Origin of the sequence: Lysinibacillus sp. HST-98, from assembly GCF_016757845.1 — a bacterium.
Classification (GTDB): domain Bacteria; phylum Bacillota; class Bacilli; order Bacillales_A; family Planococcaceae; genus Lysinibacillus; species Lysinibacillus capsici.
Genome location: NZ_JAENHX010000003.1, coordinates 115,613 through 136,474, shown reverse-complemented (window position 1 = coordinate 136,474; position 20,862 = coordinate 115,613). Strand labels below are relative to the sequence as shown.

Genomic DNA, 20,862 nt, shown 5'->3' with positions numbered 1-20,862 from the left:
GATAAGAAAATAATAGACAAAGTCGAAACAATCGACTTTGTCTATATTCAAACTAGCGAGAAATAGTCATACCTCGTTAGTTTAATTCATTATAAAAATCTTCTATATTGCTCTGCCTCTGCCATACGCTGTTGATTTCTTAAACGCTCCTCTTGCTCTTTAGCAGTCTCTGGATATGTTTGGTGTGTATCAACATCCTCCTCACGTTCTGCATATAAGACAATACTTCCTTGTTCTACAAGATGCGCATAGTAAGCGATTTGTCCCTCTGACAGATTAAATCGTTTTAAACCCTCTGTAACGGCTGAGTCGCCTGTAAACCAAGATTTAAATTGGTCTACCCAATTTCCAGCCTCATGCGTTTGCACATCGGCATCCCACTTTACATCCTCAAACTGTTGGGGATCTCTCGCAATAATATGAATATCGTCTTGGTGATAACCTTCCATTCGCATATTCTCTAAAATGTGAAGCATTTCATCCCTTGTATGGGCCACCTCAATTTTTGGATTTTGTTCATTCATCATGTTCAATTCCTCCTATGTTGTATGGCTTACTAGGTAATTACCCGCGCTACACACAAACAAACCCATTTTACTAAACTGTAATAATTGTTAAATTGCCTTAAACTACGTTGCTGATTTGACATAATATGTTGGGCAGAAAAAAAGCATGCTGGAGAGAATGTCTTCTCCAGCATGCAAATTGTCAATGTTTACTTGTCAAGAAAGGCTTTTAACATCCATGTATGCTTTTCAAGAGACTGATACATGGCATTGAGTAAATCCTCTGTACGGTCGTCTCCTTCTTCTGCGGCTAGCTCCATTGTAGAATTTAAAGCTTTCATCAGCTTTTGGAAATCTGAGATTGTTGTTGCAACCATGTCCTCTGTCGTTTCTTCACCTGTTGCTTCCTCTACATAGGATAGCTCTAGATGCTCTTTTAATGTTGCCACTGGCTTGCCATCCTTTGATAAAATACGCTCTGCTATTTCATCTAAATTCAATGTTGTTTCATTATATAGCTCTTCAAATTTTGCATGCAGTGTAAAGAAGGCTGGACCTGTGACATACCAATGATAATTGTGTAGCTTTGTATAAAGCACAGACCATGTCGCCACTAGCTTATTTAATTGTTTGTTTAAGTTTTGTGCCATAATCAATTTCTCCTCCAATATGTCTTGTTCTAGCCATTAGTATGAGTCATAAAAGATGTTGGCTATACACTCATTGTTCCCGACCGACAATATTTCAAACATCCTTCATGAGAAACGATTTAGAGTAAGAATATTTCAACTATTCTACGAAATTATTTCACTTTCCGAAATAGTTTCGTTATAATGAAATCACTTATATGTAAAGGGGTGTCCATAAATGAAAGTTTTACCATTACGAAAAGATGTTGCAGTAGAGCAAACTTGGGATTTAACAGATTTATTGAGCAATGAGGCTGATTTTGAACCTACCTTAGCCCAATTAGTGGAAGATGCACTTAGCTTCGAGCAGCAATACAAAGGTACGATTACAAATGCACAAAAAGTAATCGACGTGTTAACAGCCTTTGAAGAGCTACAAATAAAGTTTGTTCCGATTGGCACATATGCAAGCTTAAATCTAGAGACAGATCGCACAAATGATGTAGCACAAATGCGTGCTGCAAAGTTTGGTACAGCTATCGGAAAAGTCAGCAGTGCACTATCCTTCGTGCGCAGCGAGTTACTGGCATTGGATGAAGCTGTTTTACAAGAAGCAGCGACATTAAGCCCTCTTTACAAACGATATCTAGAGGAATTATTAAAACGAAAACCACACCAGCTCCATCCTGAAGTGGAAAAAGCGCTGGCAGCCTTCAGTGCCACATTTGACGCGCCATATAAAACGTACAATACGACGAAATTAGTGGACATGGATTTTGGCGAATTTGAAGCCAATGGTGAAAAGCATCCCCTTAGCTTCGTCCTTTACGAAAATGACTGGGAGTTTGAAGCAAATACAGATGTACGCCGTGCTGCCTTTCAAGCTTTTTCAAGCAAGCTACGCGATTACCAGCATACAACAGCACAAGTATATAACACACATATTCAACAAGAAAAAACAATGGCTGACCTAAGAGGCTATAATTCTGTCATTGACTATTTACTATTTGATCAGGATGTCGATCGTTCACTTTATAATCGTCAAATTGATTTAATTACAAAAGAGCTTGCCCCACATATGCGTCGCTATGCAACGTTAATTCAAAAAGCCAACGGAATCGACCAAATGACATTTGCAGATTTAAAAATTGCACTTGACCCTGATTATGATCCAAGATTATCAATGGCTGAGGCAAAAGAATATGTTGAAAAGGCATTAGCCGTTATGGGTAAAGACTATAATCAATTAATGGAGAGAGCCTTTAATGAACGTTGGATAGACTATGCGCCAAACAAGGGAAAATCTACAGGAGCATTTTGTTCAAGTCCGTATGGTAGCCATCCTTATATTTTAATGTCATGGAATGAACAAATGAATGAAGTCTTTACACTTATTCATGAGCTTGGTCATGCTGGGCATTTTGCAAATACGTATGAACATCAATCTTATCTTAATAGTCGACCATCTCTATACTTTATTGAAGCGCCATCGACAATGAATGAAATGCTGTTAGCGAATTATTTACTAACACATAATGAAGATCTACGCTTTAAACGTTGGGTAATTTCCAATATTGTAGCGAAAACATATTATCATAACTTTGTTACACATTTACTAGAAGCTGCCTATCAACGCAAAGTATATGAATTAATTGATGCTGGAGAAGCAGTTAATGCAACCATCCTCAATCAATTAAAACGTTCCGTGCTGGAAGACTTCTGGGGAGATACAGTCGTTATTTCTGAAGGCGCTGAACTCACATGGATGCGTCAGCCGCACTATTATATGGGCCTTTATCCATACACATATAGTGCAGGGTTAACCATCTCCACACAAGTGTCTCAACGTATTTTAAAAGAGGGCGCTCCAGCTGTTGAAGATTGGCTAGCAGTTCTTCGGGCTGGCGGTACAAAATCACCAGTGGAGTTAGCGCAAATGGCTGGTGTTGATATTACGACTGACCAACCACTTCGTGATACAATTGCCTACATTGGCCATTTAATTGATGAGCTTGAACGTCTAACAGTGGAAATCGAAGCGGTTCAGCAATAATTTAACTAGAAAACGGTCCTACCTATTCAAGGTATAGATCGTTTTCTTTTTTTAGTTCTAAGTAGAAAAATACGTACATATACTAGAATCAGGGCGTCCCTCTATATTTTTTAGATATTTCAAAATAGACAATCATTTTTCTTCATACAAAAGTACCGTTATTATTAAGAGTACGCAAATTATTTAGCAATATACGATTAACAATGATTAAAGGAAGTGTTCTAATTATGGTAAAACGTAATGATCCATGCCCATGCGGTAGCGGCAAAAAATATAAAAAATGTTGTGAAGGCAAACAACAAGTAACAGTGGAAGCAGTACAAATCGAAGAATTAGAGCGTGTGCTACAAACATTTTACTTAGAGTATCCTGAACGTAAAGATGTTCGTGCCTATATTGAGCATGTGGGCACATGGCAGCCTAAATTAGAGAGCGTTTTACAGCGAGAGCTTATTGAAGCCATCGCTTTAGACGACTTTTTCTTCCACCAAGAGCCATCTATTTGGAAAAATTATTTGAAGAAAACGAAGAAAAAGGCGGTAAGACCTTCTACAGTCAAAGTACTTGAAGATTGGTCTCAGCCGACTTTATTTATTGGTACGGTGTCTGTTGTTGAGGAAAAATATTTCAAGGCTAATCATATACTTACAAATGATGAGCTTTATATTCGACGTGAAAATAACAAACCGATTCCTGAAGGTATGCATGTATTTGCCTTCATTTTACCAGATGGAACGAAGAAATCGGCTCATTATTTAGCTGTGTCTACACTGATTTTCTTCCCAGAAGATCATGCGAAGGTCTTTGAAGAATTCAAGAAGCGCTTTGAGGCTTCAGAGAAGAAGGTTGGCTCCTTCTTAAAAGAAGAGCACCTAGCATTTTGGGAGTTATTAGTATCAAATGGCTATAAAGGTGAGGAATTTTCAAACTTTGAGAGCAATGTCCTGACACAAGTAAAAGACTTCCTAGAGCAAAATGAGCGTGAAACAGCACCGATGCTAGAGCTTCTAGAGGACTATTTAATTGAAGGTCAACCGACTGCGCGTAAAGAAGCGGCCATTGCAGCTGGTGCGATTCGTTATGGCCAGGAAAAGGAGCTGTTTGAGTCCCTTTCTATGACGGTAAAAGAAATCGCTGCGACATTTGATATTTCGGCTTCCTCTCTTACAAAGTATTACCAAGATCTAAGCAGCTATGCTGAAACAAAATAATGATGACAATAAAGAAGCTACATGTATTTGCTAATACATGTAGCTTTTTCTCATGTGTTTATTTACTATAAACTTTTAAAAGTTCTTCCCCTAGGAACTGTAGCTTTTCTCCAACTGAACAGGCTTCAATGCAGAAACGATGAGCCCCTGGTTTACCACGTTCTTTACGTAATTGCTTAATCACTAAGCAATCCGAACAATACGTATCATGCAGTTCATCAATATCCTTCATAACCGTCACTTTATCCATGTTGAACTCTCGCTCCTTTCACGTCCAAAATTCACTTCATACTATTATGAAGCGTTCAATTTCAACAAGCAACTATTTTGTTTACTTCCTACGTATTTTTTTCAAACACGAATTGCCCACAAGGATGCTTTAAACCATAGCCTTGTTGTACAATTATAATGAAGTCAAAACGCAAAGTAGGGATAATATGTTAGAAGTTTATATAGATGCTGCCAGTGCAGGAAATCCTGGGCCAAGTGGGATAGGAGTATTTATTAAAGGTGAAGGTCACCATATCCAAATCAGCGAGTATATTGGTGAAACAAACAACCATATTGCTGAATTTTCGGCATTGGTTCGTGGTCTTGAAGAAGCACAAAAGCTAGGCTCCCCTCTTGTCTCGGTGCGTTCAGATTCCAAAATCGTTGTTGCTTCTATGGAAAAAGAATATGTGAAAAATGAGGAATTTAAACCTTATTTAGAAAAAGCTTTAGCGCTTGCCACTAGCTTTGATTTATTCTTTATCAAATGGGTGCCCGACTCACAAAACAAAGCGGCTGATGCCTTGGCACGAAAAGCAATCCAAAGCAAAAATGCCTAGCTTCATTTCACAGGACTGTTCTATTGGAGCAGTCCCTTTTTCTTATCCCTATTCTTCAGTTATTTACTATCCCCCAATCTCATTATTTTATGATATTCAAAAAAATGCTAGAAAACGCCACTCATTTTCTGATTAATCCAAAACGATATTGACATTGTTAGAGGACGATGTTATCCTTTAACACATTAGTAGTTTAGCAAGCGAAAGTGATAGATTATAGGGGGAAACAAAGATGAAACGTGTAGTGACTTTATTTATGATGCTGACAGCTGTCATCGTTTTAGCAGCGTGCGGCTCTTCAAAAGAAAAGACAGCAGAAAAAGACGAAACAGCAGCAGATCAAGAAAAAATGATTATTGGAATCGACGATAAATTTGCACCAATGGGCTTCCGCGATGATAAAAATGACATCGTTGGATTCGATATTGATTTAGCTCGTGCTGCAGCAGAGCATATGGGCGTTGAAGCAGAATTCCAGCCAATCGATTGGAAAACAAAAGAGGCTGAATTATTAAGTGGACGTATTGATTTAATATGGAACGGTTATACCATTACAGATGAACGTAAGGAAAAAGTTTTATTTACAAAGCCTTATCTTGAAAACTCTCAAGTTGTGATAACAAAGGCAGATTCAAAGATTACGAAGCTAAGTGATTTAGCTGGACAAGAAGTAGGTATTCAATCCCTTTCTTCTGCGGCAGATGCATTAAACGGTAACCCAATTCACAAAGAAGTGAAAAAAATGACAGAATTTGCGGATAATGTTTTAGCATTATCAGACTTAAAAACAGGCCGTGTTGATGCTGTGGTAATCGATGCTGTAGTTGCAGAATATTACATGACACAAGAGCCTAACACATTCAAATTATTAGAGGAATCACTCGCACCTGAGCAATACGGTATTGGTGTGAAACCAGGAAATGAAGCCTTATTAGAAAAACTACAAGCCGCGTTAGACAAAATGAATGAAGACGGTACTGCGGCTGATATTTCAACAAAATGGTTCGGTGAAGATAAAGTATTAAAATAATGACAGGATACATCAACTGTAAGAGTTTCCTTAGCGGAACTCTTACTCTTTTTGGAGGGACATCGTTATGGCGGATTACTGGCAAACTATGATATTACCGATGCTAGAAGGGGCAAAAATGACAGTTTTACTGTTTTTCATCGCCATTCTGGTATCGATTCCATTCGGCTTTTTACTAACACTTGTCGTAAAAAGTCGGATAAAACCACTCGCTTGGCTTGCACATACGTATATTTATATCATGCGTGGTACACCACTATTACTACAATTATTATTAATTTGCTTTGGTTTACCTATGCTGCCAGTAATCGGTGAATATTTAGTACTCGATCGTTTTGTGGCCGCTTGTCTTGGCTTTATTTTAAATTATGCTGCCTACTTTGCAGAAATATTCCGTGGTGGTCTTCTTGCCATCGACAAAGGACAATATGAGGCAGCCCAGGTACTCGGTTTATCCAAATGGCAAACGACGACACGTGTTATTTTGCCACAAATGTTTCGTGTCGCCTTACCCGCTTTATCAAATGAATCCGTTACACTAATCAAGGATACAGCCCTACTTTATGCAGTTGCTGTTCCAGAATTACTACATTTTGCGCAAACAGCTGTCAATCGTGACTTCACAATTACACCGTTCTTTATTGCTGGTGCAATTTACTTAGTCATGACCCTTGTATTGACCGTGTTCTTTAAATGGCTAGAAAAACGCTTTAAATTCGAATAGAGGTGACACATATGGCATTAATGGAAGTAACCAATTTGAAGAAATCTTTCGATCAGGTGGAGGTTCTGAAACAAATTACATTTTCAGTAGAGAAGAATGATGTCATTGCAGTTATCGGTCCCTCTGGATCTGGGAAAAGTACAATGCTTCGAAGCTTAATACATTTAGAAGAAATCGATGGTGGCAGTATTGTAGTAGATGGCGATTATTTAGTGCAAGATGGTCGATATACAAAGCCACAAGACATCAAAGCAATCACAGCTAAAATGGGAATGGTCTTTCAACACTTTAACCTGTTCCCCCACTTAACAGTTCAGCAAAACCTTGAAATGGCACCAAGCTTATTAAAAGCAGAATCGGCAGAAGCCATTACAAAACGCTGTCAAGATCTACTACAAAAAATTGGTCTTGCCGACAAGGCCAAGGCTTATCCAGCCAATCTTTCTGGTGGCCAAAAACAGCGTGTAGCAATTGCACGTGCTCTAATGATGAATCCTCAAATTTTATTATTTGATGAACCTACCTCTGCCTTAGATCCTGAGCTGACAGGTGAAGTATTAAAGGTTATGAAAAGCCTAGCAGAGGACCACATGACGATGATTGTTGTGACACACGAAATGGGCTTTGCACGAGAGGTAGCAAATAAGGTAGTCTTTATGGATGGTGGTCAAATTATCGAATCTGATCATCCTGACAACTTCTTTACAAACCCACAAAACGACCGTACAAAAGCGTTTTTACGAAAGAATCTTAACTAATTTGAAGGAGAGCTGGCTCATGTCGCTCTCTTTTTTATACAGTTCTTTACTTACACAAAAGGAATAGGACACGCAGGTATCCTATTCCTTTTATAGTGTTGAAAAACAAAACAATCAATAGAATTTTTGTGAAAAGTGAAAATGAATTTCCGTTGCAGGCTACTTGCTTTCCTGTGAACGAGCGCCGAATCGCTTCCTCCGCTACCGCTCCGTTTAGAGTTTTGCCTGTCTCGCTATCCCATGGGAGTCAAGTAGCCCACCACTATAAACCGCTTTTTAGCAAAGGTTTTCAAATAAAGTGAAGGTATTCATTACTCTTTATGAAGAGGTGTTGTCACGCATCACTTCTCCACCTTAAAAATAATAAGAGCTTATCCCCTCTAAGAATACAGATAATGGGCTATTTGATCGCTATGCTAGTATGAAAAAAGTAAAGACATTTTGCAGAATGGTTGATTGGAGTGGAGTCAGCGTCACTCCGAGGGGATTTAGCGTCACAGAGGAGACCCTGGAGCGAACGGAAGTGAGTGAAGCGGCTCATCGGACGCCCCCTGGAAAGGACGCTGGCGGAACGGAAATCAACCCCTCACCTTGCTAAAAGGTCTTTTTCTAGTAACATGATCTTCTTTCAACAACAGAAAAGGAATAGGACACGCATGTATCCTATTCCTTTATTACATTATTCATTTGGGAATTTCGGTAGATAAATCATGACCTTAAATAAATCACCATCTACTTGAACTAAGAATTTGCCATTCTGGATGTGAATAAGGCTTTCAGCAATCGACAACCCTAATCCGCTACCTTGACTTGACCTTGATTCGTCGCCTCGTTTAAAGCGTTCCATTAACTCATCTACTGAAATATTTAATTCATATGCTGAAATATTTTTAAATGTCACAAGTATTTCATTCCCTAAATCTTCAACACCAATATATACCCTTGAGGTAGGGAGTGCGTATTTAAAAATATTCGAGAATAAGTTTTCGATGGAACGCCATAGGAGTTTACCATCAGCCTTCACATACACTTTTTCTGTTGGATGGGCTAACTTAAAATCTAATGACGAGGCTTCAATTTTTTCATCCATTTCTCCAATTCCTTGCGTTAGTAATGATACGATATCAATCCGTTCTAACTGAACAGGTATACTACCACTTGATGCTTTAGCCGCTTCAAATAAATCATCCGTTAAAAGCTTGAGTCTTTTCGATTTTTGATCTAACACCTCTACATATTCTGCAATCATTTTAGGATCGTTTTCTAATTTCAATAAATCAACATACGTAATAATTGACGTTAAAGGGGTTCTAATATCATGCGAAACATTCGTAATAAGTTCTGTTTTTAAACGCTCACTCTTGATTTCACTATCCACTGCCTTTTTTAACCCATCTGTAATACGATTAATATTTTCTGCAAGTTGATTAAACTCCCCATTTCCATCAACTTCAATTCGATGATGAAGATCTCCATTTTTAATTTGCTCTACGCCCTCTTTAATGCGGTTAAACGACTTCACCTTTCTCATTGCCAACCAGGCAGCTATCCCCATCGTAATGGGAAACATGAAAAACGTAGCCGCTACTACTAATGGATAACCAATTACTAGTAGCACAATTTTCACGCCTGTACTGCCACTGTCAAAAACATGTTTCACTAAAATAAATAGCTTTTTAAAAAGTTGATAGAGGAGTGTATGCTGAAAGAACGTTCTATTTTTAATATGCTTTACGAGTGATAAAATCAATAGTAAGCCAATGATAAAAATAGGCACGGTGAAGAACATGTACATATCACGGAAGACTTCAACAATCATGGCGATCCACATCGCTGTTAAGCAACCGATAAGCACAATATTAAGGTCATTATAAAGTTTATCAATGACATGGAAATGAATTTCTTCTTTATCAAATGGCGTTCTTCCAATAACTATAATTAAATATACAAAACAAAAAATAAATCCTGCTAGAAATACCATCCATTCATTCAGAAAACCTTGGGCAGCCGCTTTATCTTTTTCCCATTCCGATATTTTTTGCTGTAGGTAAGAGTCTTTAAAAGCCACATAAATAACATCTGTCTGTGGGTTCAACATGTTAACTTCGTGTGTAAAGTAATCCAAGTATTGACTTTCTTTCACTTCATTAGGGTAAAGCTTTTGTTGATAATCTTTAAATAACATATAGGCATCAAAGGATTCAAATTGCTCTTTCTTAGTGAGATCACTATTGGAGAACTCATGTTCACCGTCACTTGCATAAAACACAATTCCTTCATAGGCTTCGAGCGAACTGCGTAATTGATAAAAATTTCTTACCTGTTCTTTCATACTTTCATCTTTTGTTCTAGCAATGTCTTTTGCATAGTTTTCTTGATAGATGTGCTTATTTTCCTCTTCACTCACATTAGGATTATATCTGTAAGAATTACGGAAATCATAATATAATTCCTCTTCGATTCTTCTATTATCCTCTCCTGTTAGTGTCTTTCCACTTAAAATATATTCTTCACTTTTATATTTTCCGATTAATTGCGCTAAAGGAGCAATAATGCTGTAACTTTCATCTGCGAATGCTCGGCTTTCAAAATAGGTATCTTGATTTATACTACTAAGATGAATCTCATTAAATTCCATGTTAATCATTACTCTCGCTATACCAGTTAAACAAGCAACAGCAATTAGAAACATAACTACTTTCGTAATAAGTGCATGACTAATACTTCTCAACTTTCTCAACCTTATACCCAACTCCCCATACAACTTTTAAATACTTCGGCTCTTTTGGATTAATTTCAATTTTTTCTCGAATCTTTCGAATATGAACCGAAACCGTATTTTCAGGATTAATAGCCCTGACATTCCATACCTTTTCATAAATTTCTTCAATCGTGAATACTCTTCCAGCATTGGCAGTCAGAAGTTTTAAGATTTTATATTGCACTGGTGTCAAATGAACCTCTTGTTTATCAACAGTAATGACTTTTTGTTCATCATCAATCACAAGACCACCCGTTTGAAATACAGCACTACTTCTCTCGAGACTTCCAAAGGTCGTATACCTTCTGAGCTGCGATTTCACTCTAGCCACAAGTTCTAATGGATTAAACGGCTTAGCCATATAATCATCTGCTCCGATATTTAATCCCAGTATTTTGTCATAATCCTCCGATTTAGCAGAAAGCATAATTAACGGAATCATATTATCTTGCCGAATCTTCATCGTCGCCGTAATCCCATCCATTTTGGGCATCATAATATCCATAATAATAAGATGAATAACGTGATCCCGAATAAGATCGATTGCCTCTATCCCATTGTAAGCTTTGAATACTTGATAGCCCTCATTTTCTAAATAAATGCTAATCGCCCTAACAATTTCTTTATCATCATCACAAATCAAAATGTTCAACTACATTCACTCCTCCAGCGCTTTAGGTTCATGTCAATCACCCCTATAGGATTCGTATAAGGATATAATACTAATTAAATCTTAACAAACTCAGACATCAATTCTTAAGATTTTCTTAGTGTTTTCCTTTATGCACACTTGATGTCAAATACAAATTCAAGGAAAACAATAAAAAAGGAAAGCAGGTTTGAGCGGCTCTCCTTTAATCGTCAAATATACAATTCATATTATTCAGCTTGAGATATCAATCAAAATAGGTAGGTAAATGTAGATTATTTAAATGACGAAAAGCTAACTTTAGTTGTGACTTTGTATTTCTAGCCATTGATAGAGAGGGCATTTCATTTTCTGCAAAGAACGCAACAGCGTTAGTTTCCATACCTTCTTCTGCACGTCCTCCAATGATTTCACATTGGATAAACATTTTATAGGCATGGTAGAGAGATGGTGGATGAGGGAGGCACTTCTTATCAAATACACTTATGAGTTTGATTGCTTTTATATCAAATCCCGATTCTTCTTTCTTTTCTTTGATGGCTACTTCACTAGGTGTAAAGCCGATGTCGCCCCAGCCACCTGGTAATGACCAATCACCATCCATTTTTCTTTAACCATTCATATTTTATTGTCCTTAAAAACCAACGCCCGAATATCTATTTTTGGGGTCGCATAACCCGTCTCATTAGCAAATAAATCACGTATAACTGTCTTTTCGATATCTGTATGGTGTGCTATAATGCCAACGCTTATTCCTCTTAATGATTCAAACCCTTTCCAAGTCATAAATATCCTTCGAATAAGTTAGTCCTGCCTGCGCAATTGATTGTGGCTGTTTTGCCCACTCAAGCCATTTAGGTTCCATATATTTTGTTTCCCAAAAATCATTGTAGTCAATGACAATTAAATTTACATTAATTGAAAAAAACTGTTTATCCATGTTATAATTCTTAGTGAAGATGTATATAAGTAAATAAGACGAATCGCTTCAAAGGCGATTTGCAAAGTGATGAAAGTAAACCATCTCACATGCTGGCGAGGCAGGGGCGGTTTACTTTTTTTGTGTAAAAGTAAATGACAATGCAAGTACAGAAACAATAAGTGTAGAAAGACTTATTGCAATCATCATTGCTTCAAAAATAGTCAAAGGCATCAACTCCTTTCTCTTCCATAAGTTGAATGAGATAGGTTAAAATTGTGCCAACCGCCCATGAAACCTCTATCTAGTTACTCTCTTATTATACCATATTTTGGTCAAAAACGGCCACGCTACAGGATTGCCTATAATCATAAAAACAGTTGGGACAGGCTCAACTGTTTTACTATATATTCACTACCTTTTTCGGTTTCATTTTTGCAAGTCGTAATAGATAAATAACAAAGACAACCCCTAGTAAGCCTGCACCTGACAAGTAGACTGAAGCATAGCCAGCCTGCACGGCTACCATTCCTAAAATATAGGAACCTAGTGCGATCCCAAGGTCAAACATCGTAAAATAGGTTGCTGTAGCATAGCCACTTCGCTGGATGGCTGTGGATTGAACGGCTAATGCTTGCAAGCTTGTCGTCACAGCACCATAGCCGAAGCCTACAAAAATAGCAGCACTCAAAAATAATACAGGCCCTTCTACAAAAGCGAGCATAACAAGCCCGATGGCGAAGGAGATAATGCCGGGAATAATAACAAATTGTGGCCCCTTCGTATCATAAAGTTTACCTGTGTACGGACGCGTAATTAACATGGATGCAGCAAACACGGCATAAAAAAGACTGGCCACAGCCATTAAACCCTTTTGCTGTGCATAGACCGATAAAAAGGATAAAACGCTGGCATACGAAAAGGCTACTAAACTAGCAATCGCAGCAACAGGTAACGCCTTTCGCTCAAACAAATCATCAAATTTAAAGGTTAGTTTCCCTTCATGTGCAGGTTTCGGTAAATCATCGGTATTGACCGTTAACGCTAGAATTCCTCCTGCTAGAATACAGATACTCATAACGATGAACAATACGTTAAAGGTACTGTATTGTATTAATAATAGTCCGATAAATGGACCAATAACGACAGCTAGATTTGTAGACATCGTGAAATAGCCAAGGCCTGCCCCTTTTCGTTTAGCTGGAACGATATCAGCCGCTAAAGATCCTGCAGCTGTTGTAATAATACTAAAGAAAATCCCTTGTATAAAACGTAGACCAAGTAAAAGGCCGAATGGATGAATAAATAAATATAAGACAGTACATATAAAATAGCCCACGATTGAGAGGACTAACAGTTTTTTCTTACCGAATACATCCAACAGTTTTCCTGAAAACGGACGTACAATGATTGCTGACAATAAAAAACCAGACAATAGAAGCCCTGCCTCCTTATCTGTCTGATGTAGCTCCCCTATTGCGTAAAGCGGTAAAGTCGTTACAAGTCCATAAAATACAAAAAAAACTGAGATATTCGTTAAAAATAGACTAATGAAACGCTTCGTCCATATTTGTGTATTCTCTTCTCGCTGCATGTCCATCAACCCTTCATTTTTTCCAATAGCTTCAGAAATTGCTCTTGTTCCTCAGCAGTTAAAGATCCTACCATTTCCTCCTCAAACGCTCGAATAGTCGCTGTAATGGCTGGTAGGCGCTCCTCTGCTTGTGTGGATAAAGTCACTATCTTTTCTCGTTTATCCTCACCATCTAATCGTTGTACCCAGCCCAATGCCTCAAGCCTTGTAATCGCCCTGGTGATACTTGGCGCTTCCACATTTAAATATTTCCAAATTTGCGTCAGTGTCATCGGTCCATTTTTATGTAAGCAATATAAAATGGTCCACTGAGAACTATATAAATGATGCTGCTTCAGCACTTCATTTAAGCAATTAGTTAAATAGCGATTTTTTTGGAATAAAGCATGGAAAATTGGATTCATCACTATCTACCTCCTAAAATTATTTACCTAGCTAAACAAATACTATACGCTTCATTTTTTTCTTTGTAAAGGAAGTAATTTGCCAAGATGGCTTGACCAGGAGCAGGAAATTTTTTGCATGTGTCGAATAAAAGTTAATAAACTTTCAATGTAAAGGAGATGGAATCATGGGGAAAAAAGTTTTAATACTTGCAGGAGATGCCGTAGAGGCTTTAGAGATTTTTTATCCTTATTATCGTTGTCTTGAGGCAGGCTATGATGTCACAATTGCAGCACCATCAGCTAAGAAATTACAAACTGTACTACACGATTTTGTAGATGGCGTCGATACATACATCGAGCGACCTGCCTATGGTTTAGAGGCACATGCTTCTTTTGCTGATGTTGATCCAACCCATTTTGATGGATTGATTATTCCTGGTGGTCGTGCGCCAGAATACATTCGTTTGAATGAGCATGTGCCATCACTCGTATCCCACTTTTTCGAAACGAATAAACCGATTGCAGCCGTTTGTCATGCGGCACAAATTTTCGCAACGATTCCTGAAGTGCTAAAAGGACGTGAGCTGACAGCCTATATTGCTTGCAAGCCAGAGGTGCAAGTGGCTGGCGCTACTTATATTGATGCCAATCTTCATACAGATGGCAATTTAGTAAGTGGACATGCATGGCCTGATTTGCCAGGCTTGATGCGTGCGTTTATTCAAAAGCTTGAAAATTAAATGAATGAGGATGCCTTTTCTGGGCATCCTTTTTTTTATGACGTGCTTTCTTGTAATTCAATTTTTTCTACCTTTTGTGTTGCACTTTGATAACTAATTCTTACATAGACACCAAATTCCTTATCGGGTTGCTTGAGCCAAAGCTTAAACTTTTCGATTGTTGACGCCCCATGTACTTCTTTACCCTCATGCAAATAATCGATAATTTTGGCTGAAGGATATTTTGCCTTTACCTCTTTGATGGCCAGTTGTCCCCATTTGGCATAGGCTGGTGTTTCTTGTTGTGCATTTGCGACCATTGCTGTTTGTATGAACACAGTAAGACAAACAAGCATAATCCCAAGTAAATACAACTTCCTCACTCGAATCACTCCTTTAAAAAAATAAGCGCTCCAAAAAGCTTTGGAGCAGCTTGTCTTTATTGCTTTGGCTGTTGAGGGTTATTATGAATGACTTGGTTAAACTCTGCTGAGTACTCCTCACGATCATTCTTTTTATGAGTATCTTCCTTCTTTTTCTTTTTAAAGCTTGTTTTTCTCTTTTTTGCCATGATTTGTACCTCCGCTATTTCGTTTTATTGGACTGCTGGTTTTTATCATGATTCGTTTTATTGTTTTTATTTTTAGCTTTCGCATCAAATTCTGCTGCGAATTCTTCGTTTAAGTTGTCATTTGGATTGTTATTATTGCTATTACTTCGATCAAGATCTTTGCTTTTGTAGGTCCCAAAAGGATTATGTGTTCGCATATTCATGGTTTTACTGTTATTTCGATTATTACGTTTGCCCACGTAACATCACCTCCTGCACATAATTTGTTCAAATAGAGGCGTTACTATGTAGATCAGTTTCTTCGCAAATTGTAAAAAAATGAACATGACTAATGTGTATTAGTCATGTTCATTCCTATCTATCCCTAGACAATTGTATATTCTGTAATGTTCAGCAATGCTCCAACAGCACCTGAAAAACCATGATCGTTAATAAAAACAGGTGTATGCTTCTTTGTGCGTGTATAATTTGCAATCACACGGGCAAGATGAGCATTATTACTGAGCGTTGATCCAATATAAACAATATGTTGTGCTTTTTTTTCTTCCGCATATTGAATGCTAAGCGTTGTAATTACTTCGCCTACTAGACCCTGAACCGTCGCTATAATATCCTCTGCTGGATGTTTCATGGACCGTGTAATGCCCACTTTCCCAAAATTACTTGCAGTTAAATGACCGTCAATAGGTGTATCCATTCCCTGATAAATGTCCTTAACTAATAAATCAATGCTCTCACGATGGCCATTGTCAGCCATTTCTCGTATTTCATTGTAATCTGTAACCCCTGTTGTAAGCGCTGACAATCCAATTAATGTCCCTCCACCAACGCCTGTCCCGCCAACGCGAATATGGGTATTGCCCTCCATGTAATGAATGGAAGTGCCTGTCCCAATATTGGTAATCATACTACGCTCAAAAAAGTAGCCTTCTTTATTTAATAAAAATCGGACACCCTTTAATGTTGCTTCAAATTCCACTATATAATGAATCGATTTCATTGTTTTAATGACATCAAGTAATTGCTCTGTACGTCCCCCCGTAACACCAATATCCTCAATATCTGGATGATCAATAATCCATTTTTTTACAGACTGTAAATCATTAGACGGAAAGGTTGTTAAAACAAGTTCATTGTGTTGATCTAAATAAGCAACCTTTGTCAATGTGCCGCCTGCATCAATACCTATAGCCTTTGGCATACAATTCTCCTTTGTTTTTATTACGCAACTTTGTCATGTAATGATTGCAGTTTACGCGATGATTAAGGCAACTATTAAAGTACATGCCCTCTTTGGTACGAAGGATTTTGCAAGGAGTTTTTTTGTGTGCCAAAATCCTGACCAATTAATTTGTTCGTACAAAAGCAAAACGCTTAGTACAATCCCCCAAATTGTGTAATGACATTTTCGCCCTTTCTAAACTTTAACGCTGTTGAAATGATTGTGCAATAACTTCGTAAACTTTCATGAAAAAATCATGGAAAATATCAAATTTTTTCTATTGGATAGCTGAATGTTATATTGCATTTAGAAAGCTTTATCATCATTCTACTAAAAAAATAAAGCTTTGTTAAAGCATAATGCTGTTTTTGAAATTTAACGAAAATTTATATAGGCAGATTCCAGAAGAACGCTTAATAGTGCTTGAAATGAGGAGTTTAACTAGGCACGATGCCTATCATATTGGGAAAATTGTATTCCTAAGTAAAATGCAAGGCGTTTGGGGTGGCTCGTGAAATAATGCAAAAAAAGTGAAAATGCACTGCTTGAACAGGCACTTTCACTTTCCTAAAACGATTAATTAGCGTGCTGAATAGCCACCATCAATGACAAGCTCAGCACCTGTAATGTAAGAAGCTTCATCAGATGCTAAAAATAAAATAGCATTCGCTACTTCTTCTGGTTGACCAAGGCGTCCCATTGGTGTCGCTCTTACTAACATATCCATTGCTTCTTTTGCTTCTGATAATTTAGCAGTCATTGGTGTTTCAATGACACCAGGGAATACTGTATTGACACGAACATTGAAAGCACCAAGCTCTGATGCCGCTGCACGAGCAATCGCACGTAATGATCCTTTAGAAGCTGTATAAGCATTAAAGCCTGCACCAATAATCGCCGTGTAAGAGGATGTATTAACGATAGAGCCTTTTCCAGCTTCTTTCATATAGTTAGAGGCATGTTTAATGCCCAAGAAAGGTCCAAAAGCATTGATATTATGCATGATTGACCAATCCGCTTGTGTAATTTGATCTGGTCCTTTTTCTGATGAAATACCAGCATTGTTAATTAAAATATCAATGCGACCATATTTCTCCACAATGGCTTTCGTCACTTCTGCCCAGTTTTCGTCAGAGGAAACATCTAATTTCATCCCCTCTACATGGTCAAGCTCAGAAATTTTTGCTAGGTTATCTTCATTAATATCAGCTGCAATTACCGTAGCACCCTCTTGGGCAAACAATTTCGCCATTGCTGCACCCATACCAGATGCGCCACCAGTAATCATCGCAATTTTGTTATCTAAACGTCCCATTTTTCTAAACTTCCTCTCTTCTGTAATGTGGTTTAACTTATACTTTCGTCCACAATGAAAGTATAAGTTTAAATAGTTTACCATTAAACTATATCACTTTTAGGAAACGTTTTCAAAGAATATCTCTTTAAATATGAACAATCTGTTTTATCTTTCCCTATTTTTACGATACGATATACTATAGATGTGGAACCATTTGAACGGAGGAATACAAGTGAACGAGCAAAAAAGACTTTACAAAGAAGCGATGCAGGTTTTGAAAGATACAAGCCGCACGTTTTATATACCTATTACATTTTTAAAAAATGATTTAAAGATATCAGTGGCTGCAGCCTATTTAGCAATGCGTGCCATTGATGAAATTGAAGACCATGAAGAACTTTCTAATGATGTCAAATTTGATTTACTGTCAGCAACGAGTGAATTACTAAAGGACAATTTCAATAACGAAGCCTATCAGTCATTACTCGCACCTTATGCAGAGCAATTACCCGAAGTATCCCTTCGTTTAGCAGATTGGCTGACATTTTGTCCTGAGGAATCCAGAAAAATTGTACAGGCTTCCACAAGTGAAATGGCTTTTGGGATGGCAAAATGGGCAAAGGCGAATTGGCAGGTCCGCACACGTGAGGATTTAGACGATTATACATACTACGTGGCTGGGCTTGTAGGGACGATGCTGTCTGAGCTTTGGGCATGGGGTGCAGGCGTTCAAACGGATCGCGAGCTAGCAATAGGCTACGGCCGTGGATTGCAGGCTGTCAACATCTTACGTAATCAGCATGAGGATTTAGATGAACGTGGTGTAAGTTTCGTACCAGAGGGATGGACACGTGCGGATTTATTTGCGTATGCAGAAGAAAATTTAGCCAAAGCAGATTTATATATGAAGGATATCAATAAACGTACTATTCTGCTGTTCTGTCGCCTACCACTTGCCTTAGCGCACAAAACATTAAAGGCAATGCAAGAAGGACGAGAAAAAATGACTCGTGCCGAGGTAGAGCAAACTGTTGAAGAGGTACAGGTAGACTAACATGAAAAGCCCCAGTAAACGATTACTGGGGCTTTTCTTATTTATATCGCATCAATAAATCTTACAATTAATTCATAGCTGAAATAGATAGATAGCATCGATAACAACATCAGTACGACACCTTCTACCTTGCTACCCGTTTTCGTTGTAAGTGGAAAACGAATGGAGACAGTCGCAGGGAAAAATAGTTTGACCCCTTTTTTTGTACACATATCAAGTATGATATGACTAGCCATTCCGATAATTATTCCATTAGATATCGCTCGATAAGGAATCAACATATGTAATAACACCATCATGCTTATTAAAAATAACAAACTATGTGTAAAGGAACGATGTCCAAATACTGTATTCACTAGCTTCGCGATGAGGGGAAATGTCCGACCTATTTTACTACCTCTATGACAAATATCTGGAAGTAACGCACCAATAACCCCCGCACCAACTAAGACAAGTGGGTTATCATTTGAAAACTGTGCAAAGGCAAGACTTGCTGTAATGCCCCCAACGATATGGGTATTCCCTTGCATAAATTACTTCCACTCCTTTTCTCTTATTTTTCCTTCTTAATGTAACATAATTCGACACAAAAGGGAACATACATTCCGAACGTACGCTCGAAACTTTTTTCCTCTCTGATTGTATAGCTAATTAAATTATGGATAAACATAGTGATGGAGGTTAAATATGAGAGCGTATAAAGGGATACTTTTTATTTTCAGCATTTTGTGTGGTAGTGCTTTGCTTTGGTATTTTAGCAAACCGATGGCACCGATCCATCCGTTGAACACACTAAGTCATGTCATTGGAGGCTTAGCCATAACTTGTTTATTTCTTGTATTCTTATTAGCTACAAGAATAAAAATGTTGGAGCATTGGTTTAGTGGTCTTGAGCATGTCTATTTTTATCATAAATTACTAGCAATCCTTTCACTTGTATTGATTCTTATTCACGGGCAATTACAAAACATGATTCCTGATGAAGAGCTAACACAACAAACGCCACTCAACGAATTCGCAAAAGATCTTGGCGAGCTTGCTCAATATGGCTTTATCTTTCTAATCATTCTTGCCTTTATTGCAAAATTCCTGAAGTACGAACATTGGCGCTGGCTTCATCGTTTATTACTTGTGCCCTATGCATTGGGTATTTACCATGCTTATTTTTCTAGCCACTATGATTTATTACAGCCCTCAGCTTTAGGGATTTTTACAGCATTAACAACTACGATTGGATTTATGTCAGCTCTTTATATGCTGACAATGTATCAGGATATGTTCTTTCCCTATAAAGGTCAGATTTCATCCATTCAAAGGCTGACCCCTGAGATATTGGAAATTAAGTTGAAGCTTACAAAACAGCTGGATTATCGACCAGGACAATTTCTTTTTCTGAAAGTCTTTCAAGAGGGTATCGAAAAAGCACCACATCCCTTCTCTATTTCTGGGGGGTGTGGACAACAAATTAATCTTACGATAAAAGCTATTGGAGATTATACTAAAGAGGTCTACAACCTTATTCAGGTCCATACAGAGGTTGCTGTAGATGGCCCCTATGGTCATTTTGACTTCGGCAACGGGAATGCACAGCAGCTATGGATTGCAGGTGGTATGGGCATCACCCCATTTCTTGCCTATTTACACACGAAGCCTGATAAAAAAATTGACTTATATTATTCTTTTCACGGGCAAGACAATGTCATCTACAAAGATTTTTTAGAGGATTATGCACTGGCAAACGACCATTTTACTGTCACGTTTATAGATACAACACAGCGAAATAGACTCTCTGTTGATGAGTTATCCATCTCTCCACAAACTAGTATTTATATATGTGGACCTGAAAAAATGATCAAGCATTTCAAATCGGCTGCACCTAAGAAAAATGTACAGTGGGAAGCTTTTTCATTTAGATCTTAAAAAGGTGTACACCTAAATCTAGATGTACA

The 20,862-nt window shown here is 37.9% G+C and carries 22 protein-coding genes and 1 pseudogene; 9 read left to right on the top strand and 14 right to left on the bottom strand.

Annotated elements, in window-relative coordinates:
* Positions 1 to 89: 89 nt before the first annotated feature.
* Together JIN86_RS09235 and JIN86_RS09230 are read right to left on the bottom strand one after the other, a co-directional pair.
* Positions 90 to 527 (bottom strand): general stress protein, encoded by a 438-nt coding sequence (locus JIN86_RS09235; protein WP_202341765.1) that lies wholly within the window; start codon positions 525 to 527, stop codon positions 90 to 92.
* A gap of 188 nt (positions 528 to 715) precedes the next feature.
* The gene (locus tag JIN86_RS09230) at positions 716 to 1,156 is read right to left on the bottom strand and encodes a Dps family protein (protein WP_004269386.1); all 441 of its coding nucleotides are present in this window, start codon (positions 1,154 to 1,156) and stop codon (positions 716 to 718) included.
* A gap of 217 nt (positions 1,157 to 1,373) precedes the next feature.
* On the opposite strand from JIN86_RS09230, the gene pepF reads away from it, so the two are divergent.
* Entirely contained in the window at positions 1,374 to 3,188 is a 1,815-nt protein-coding gene (pepF, locus tag JIN86_RS09225) for an oligoendopeptidase F (RefSeq protein WP_202341764.1), read from the top strand.
* Between the two features lie 227 nt (positions 3,189 to 3,415).
* The gene (locus JIN86_RS09220; protein ID WP_004269384.1) at positions 3,416 to 4,399 is read left to right on the top strand and encodes an SEC-C domain-containing protein; all 984 of its coding nucleotides are present in this window, start codon (positions 3,416 to 3,418) and stop codon (positions 4,397 to 4,399) included.
* A 58-nt stretch (positions 4,400 to 4,457) separates the two neighbouring features.
* Here JIN86_RS09220 and JIN86_RS09215 read toward each other — a convergent pair whose 3' ends face one another.
* Positions 4,458 to 4,649 carry a zinc-finger domain-containing protein gene (locus JIN86_RS09215; protein ID WP_004269383.1) on the bottom strand — a complete coding sequence of 64 codons (192 nt, stop codon included), beginning with the start codon at positions 4,647 to 4,649 and terminating at the stop codon, positions 4,458 to 4,460.
* Between the two features lie 187 nt (positions 4,650 to 4,836).
* Here JIN86_RS09215 and JIN86_RS09210 point away from each other — a divergent pair, with 187 nt between their 5' ends.
* From JIN86_RS09210 to JIN86_RS09195, 4 genes are all read left to right on the top strand, one after another.
* Entirely contained in the window at positions 4,837 to 5,229 is a 393-nt protein-coding gene (locus tag JIN86_RS09210) for a ribonuclease HI family protein (protein ID WP_004269382.1), read from the top strand.
* A 232-nt stretch (positions 5,230 to 5,461) separates the two neighbouring features.
* Positions 5,462 to 6,259: an amino acid ABC transporter substrate-binding protein gene (locus JIN86_RS09205; RefSeq protein WP_004269381.1), complete on the top strand. Its 798-nt coding sequence runs from the start codon at positions 5,462 to 5,464 to the stop codon at positions 6,257 to 6,259.
* Between the two features lie 67 nt (positions 6,260 to 6,326).
* Positions 6,327 to 6,983 carry an amino acid ABC transporter permease gene (locus JIN86_RS09200; RefSeq protein ID WP_202341763.1) on the top strand — a complete coding sequence of 219 codons (657 nt, stop codon included), beginning with the start codon at positions 6,327 to 6,329 and terminating at the stop codon, positions 6,981 to 6,983.
* A gap of 11 nt (positions 6,984 to 6,994) precedes the next feature.
* The gene (locus tag JIN86_RS09195) at positions 6,995 to 7,741 is read left to right on the top strand and encodes an amino acid ABC transporter ATP-binding protein (protein ID WP_202341762.1); all 747 of its coding nucleotides are present in this window, start codon (positions 6,995 to 6,997) and stop codon (positions 7,739 to 7,741) included.
* Positions 7,742 to 8,420: 679 nt separating this feature from the next.
* Here the strand turns inward: JIN86_RS09195 and JIN86_RS09190 are convergent.
* From JIN86_RS09190 to JIN86_RS09170, 5 genes and pseudogenes are all read right to left on the bottom strand, one after another.
* Complete coding sequence (locus JIN86_RS09190; protein WP_004269377.1) at positions 8,421 to 10,481, bottom strand: HAMP domain-containing sensor histidine kinase; 2,061 nt, start codon at positions 10,479 to 10,481, stop codon at positions 8,421 to 8,423.
* Positions 10,459 to 11,154: a response regulator transcription factor gene (locus tag JIN86_RS09185; RefSeq protein ID WP_004269376.1), complete on the bottom strand. Its 696-nt coding sequence runs from the start codon at positions 11,152 to 11,154 to the stop codon at positions 10,459 to 10,461. Before JIN86_RS09185 ends, JIN86_RS09190 begins: the two co-directional genes overlap by 23 nt.
* A 244-nt stretch (positions 11,155 to 11,398) precedes the next feature.
* Positions 11,399 to 12,016 (bottom strand): annotated as a pseudogene (locus JIN86_RS09180) (NUDIX hydrolase).
* Positions 12,017 to 12,473: 457 nt separating this feature from the next.
* Positions 12,474 to 13,670: an MFS transporter gene (locus JIN86_RS09175; protein WP_009370464.1), complete on the bottom strand. Its 1,197-nt coding sequence runs from the start codon at positions 13,668 to 13,670 to the stop codon at positions 12,474 to 12,476.
* A complete protein-coding gene (locus JIN86_RS09170; RefSeq protein ID WP_004269373.1) occupies positions 13,670 to 14,068 on the bottom strand; it encodes a MarR family winged helix-turn-helix transcriptional regulator in 399 nt (132 codons plus the stop codon). Before JIN86_RS09170 ends, JIN86_RS09175 begins: the two co-directional genes overlap by 1 nt.
* A 167-nt stretch (positions 14,069 to 14,235) precedes the next feature.
* Between JIN86_RS09170 and JIN86_RS09165 the strand changes: the two genes are divergently transcribed.
* On the top strand, positions 14,236 to 14,790 hold the full coding sequence (locus JIN86_RS09165; protein WP_004269372.1) for a DJ-1/PfpI family protein: 555 nt from the start codon (positions 14,236 to 14,238) through the stop codon (positions 14,788 to 14,790).
* Positions 14,791 to 14,825: 35 nt separating this feature from the next.
* Here the strand turns inward: JIN86_RS09165 and JIN86_RS09160 are convergent, their stop codons facing one another.
* The 5 genes from JIN86_RS09160 to JIN86_RS09145 form a co-directional block, all read right to left on the bottom strand.
* Positions 14,826 to 15,152 carry a DUF3889 domain-containing protein gene (locus tag JIN86_RS09160; RefSeq protein ID WP_009370469.1) on the bottom strand — a complete coding sequence of 109 codons (327 nt, stop codon included), beginning with the start codon at positions 15,150 to 15,152 and terminating at the stop codon, positions 14,826 to 14,828.
* Between the two features lie 56 nt (positions 15,153 to 15,208).
* Positions 15,209 to 15,340 (bottom strand): hypothetical protein, encoded by a 132-nt coding sequence (locus JIN86_RS23775; protein ID WP_004269370.1) that lies wholly within the window; start codon positions 15,338 to 15,340, stop codon positions 15,209 to 15,211.
* Between the two features lie 14 nt (positions 15,341 to 15,354).
* Positions 15,355 to 15,579, bottom strand: coding sequence for a hypothetical protein (locus JIN86_RS09155; protein ID WP_004269369.1), 225 nt, complete (start codon positions 15,577 to 15,579; stop codon positions 15,355 to 15,357).
* A gap of 125 nt (positions 15,580 to 15,704) precedes the next feature.
* Entirely contained in the window at positions 15,705 to 16,541 is an 837-nt protein-coding gene (gene coaW / locus JIN86_RS09150) for a type II pantothenate kinase (RefSeq protein WP_004269368.1), read from the bottom strand.
* Between the two features lie 601 nt (positions 16,542 to 17,142).
* A complete protein-coding gene (locus JIN86_RS09145) occupies positions 17,143 to 17,877 on the bottom strand; it encodes an SDR family NAD(P)-dependent oxidoreductase (RefSeq protein WP_004269367.1) in 735 nt (244 codons plus the stop codon).
* Positions 17,878 to 18,091: 214 nt separating this feature from the next.
* Here JIN86_RS09145 and JIN86_RS09140 point away from each other — a divergent pair, with 214 nt between their 5' ends.
* Positions 18,092 to 18,913, top strand: coding sequence for a squalene/phytoene synthase family protein (locus JIN86_RS09140; RefSeq protein WP_202341761.1), 822 nt, complete (start codon positions 18,092 to 18,094; stop codon positions 18,911 to 18,913).
* A gap of 41 nt (positions 18,914 to 18,954) precedes the next feature.
* On the opposite strand, the gene JIN86_RS09135 is transcribed toward JIN86_RS09140, so the two are convergent.
* Positions 18,955 to 19,443 (bottom strand): metal-dependent hydrolase, encoded by a 489-nt coding sequence (locus JIN86_RS09135; RefSeq protein ID WP_202341760.1) that lies wholly within the window; start codon positions 19,441 to 19,443, stop codon positions 18,955 to 18,957.
* Between the two features lie 157 nt (positions 19,444 to 19,600).
* Here JIN86_RS09135 and JIN86_RS09130 point away from each other — a divergent pair, with 157 nt between their 5' ends.
* Complete coding sequence (locus JIN86_RS09130) at positions 19,601 to 20,833, top strand: ferredoxin reductase family protein (RefSeq protein WP_202341759.1); 1,233 nt, start codon at positions 19,601 to 19,603, stop codon at positions 20,831 to 20,833.
* The last annotated feature ends 29 nt before the right edge of the window (positions 20,834 to 20,862 follow it).

Bases quoted from the DNA above. Each gene is read 5' to 3' on its own strand.
- JIN86_RS09235 (WP_202341765.1), bottom strand. From the start codon at position 527: ATGATGAATGAACAAAATCCAAAAATTGAGGTGGCCCATACAAGGGAT.
- JIN86_RS09230 (WP_004269386.1), bottom strand. From the start codon at position 1,156: ATGGCACAAAACTTAAACAAACAATTAAATAAGCTAGTGGCGACATGG.
- pepF (WP_202341764.1), top strand. From the start codon at position 1,374: ATGAAAGTTTTACCATTACGAAAAGATGTTGCAGTAGAGCAAACTTGG.
- JIN86_RS09220 (WP_004269384.1), top strand. From the start codon at position 3,416: ATGGTAAAACGTAATGATCCATGCCCATGCGGTAGCGGCAAAAAATAT.
- JIN86_RS09215 (WP_004269383.1), bottom strand. From the start codon at position 4,649: ATGGATAAAGTGACGGTTATGAAGGATATTGATGAACTGCATGATACG.
- JIN86_RS09210 (WP_004269382.1), top strand. From the start codon at position 4,837: ATGTTAGAAGTTTATATAGATGCTGCCAGTGCAGGAAATCCTGGGCCA.
- JIN86_RS09205 (WP_004269381.1), top strand. From the start codon at position 5,462: ATGAAACGTGTAGTGACTTTATTTATGATGCTGACAGCTGTCATCGTT.
- JIN86_RS09200 (WP_202341763.1), top strand. From the start codon at position 6,327: ATGGCGGATTACTGGCAAACTATGATATTACCGATGCTAGAAGGGGCA.
- JIN86_RS09195 (WP_202341762.1), top strand. From the start codon at position 6,995: ATGGCATTAATGGAAGTAACCAATTTGAAGAAATCTTTCGATCAGGTG.
- JIN86_RS09175 (WP_009370464.1), bottom strand. From the start codon at position 13,670: ATGGACATGCAGCGAGAAGAGAATACACAAATATGGACGAAGCGTTTC.
- JIN86_RS09170 (WP_004269373.1), bottom strand. From the start codon at position 14,068: ATGAATCCAATTTTCCATGCTTTATTCCAAAAAAATCGCTATTTAACT.
- JIN86_RS09165 (WP_004269372.1), top strand. From the start codon at position 14,236: ATGGGGAAAAAAGTTTTAATACTTGCAGGAGATGCCGTAGAGGCTTTA.
- JIN86_RS23775 (WP_004269370.1), bottom strand. From the start codon at position 15,340: ATGGCAAAAAAGAGAAAAACAAGCTTTAAAAAGAAAAAGAAGGAAGAT.
- coaW (WP_004269368.1), bottom strand. From the start codon at position 16,541: ATGCCAAAGGCTATAGGTATTGATGCAGGCGGCACATTGACAAAGGTT.
- JIN86_RS09145 (WP_004269367.1), bottom strand. From the start codon at position 17,877: ATGGGACGTTTAGATAACAAAATTGCGATGATTACTGGTGGCGCATCT.
- JIN86_RS09135 (WP_202341760.1), bottom strand. From the start codon at position 19,443: ATGCAAGGGAATACCCATATCGTTGGGGGCATTACAGCAAGTCTTGCC.
- JIN86_RS09130 (WP_202341759.1), top strand. From the start codon at position 19,601: ATGAGAGCGTATAAAGGGATACTTTTTATTTTCAGCATTTTGTGTGGT.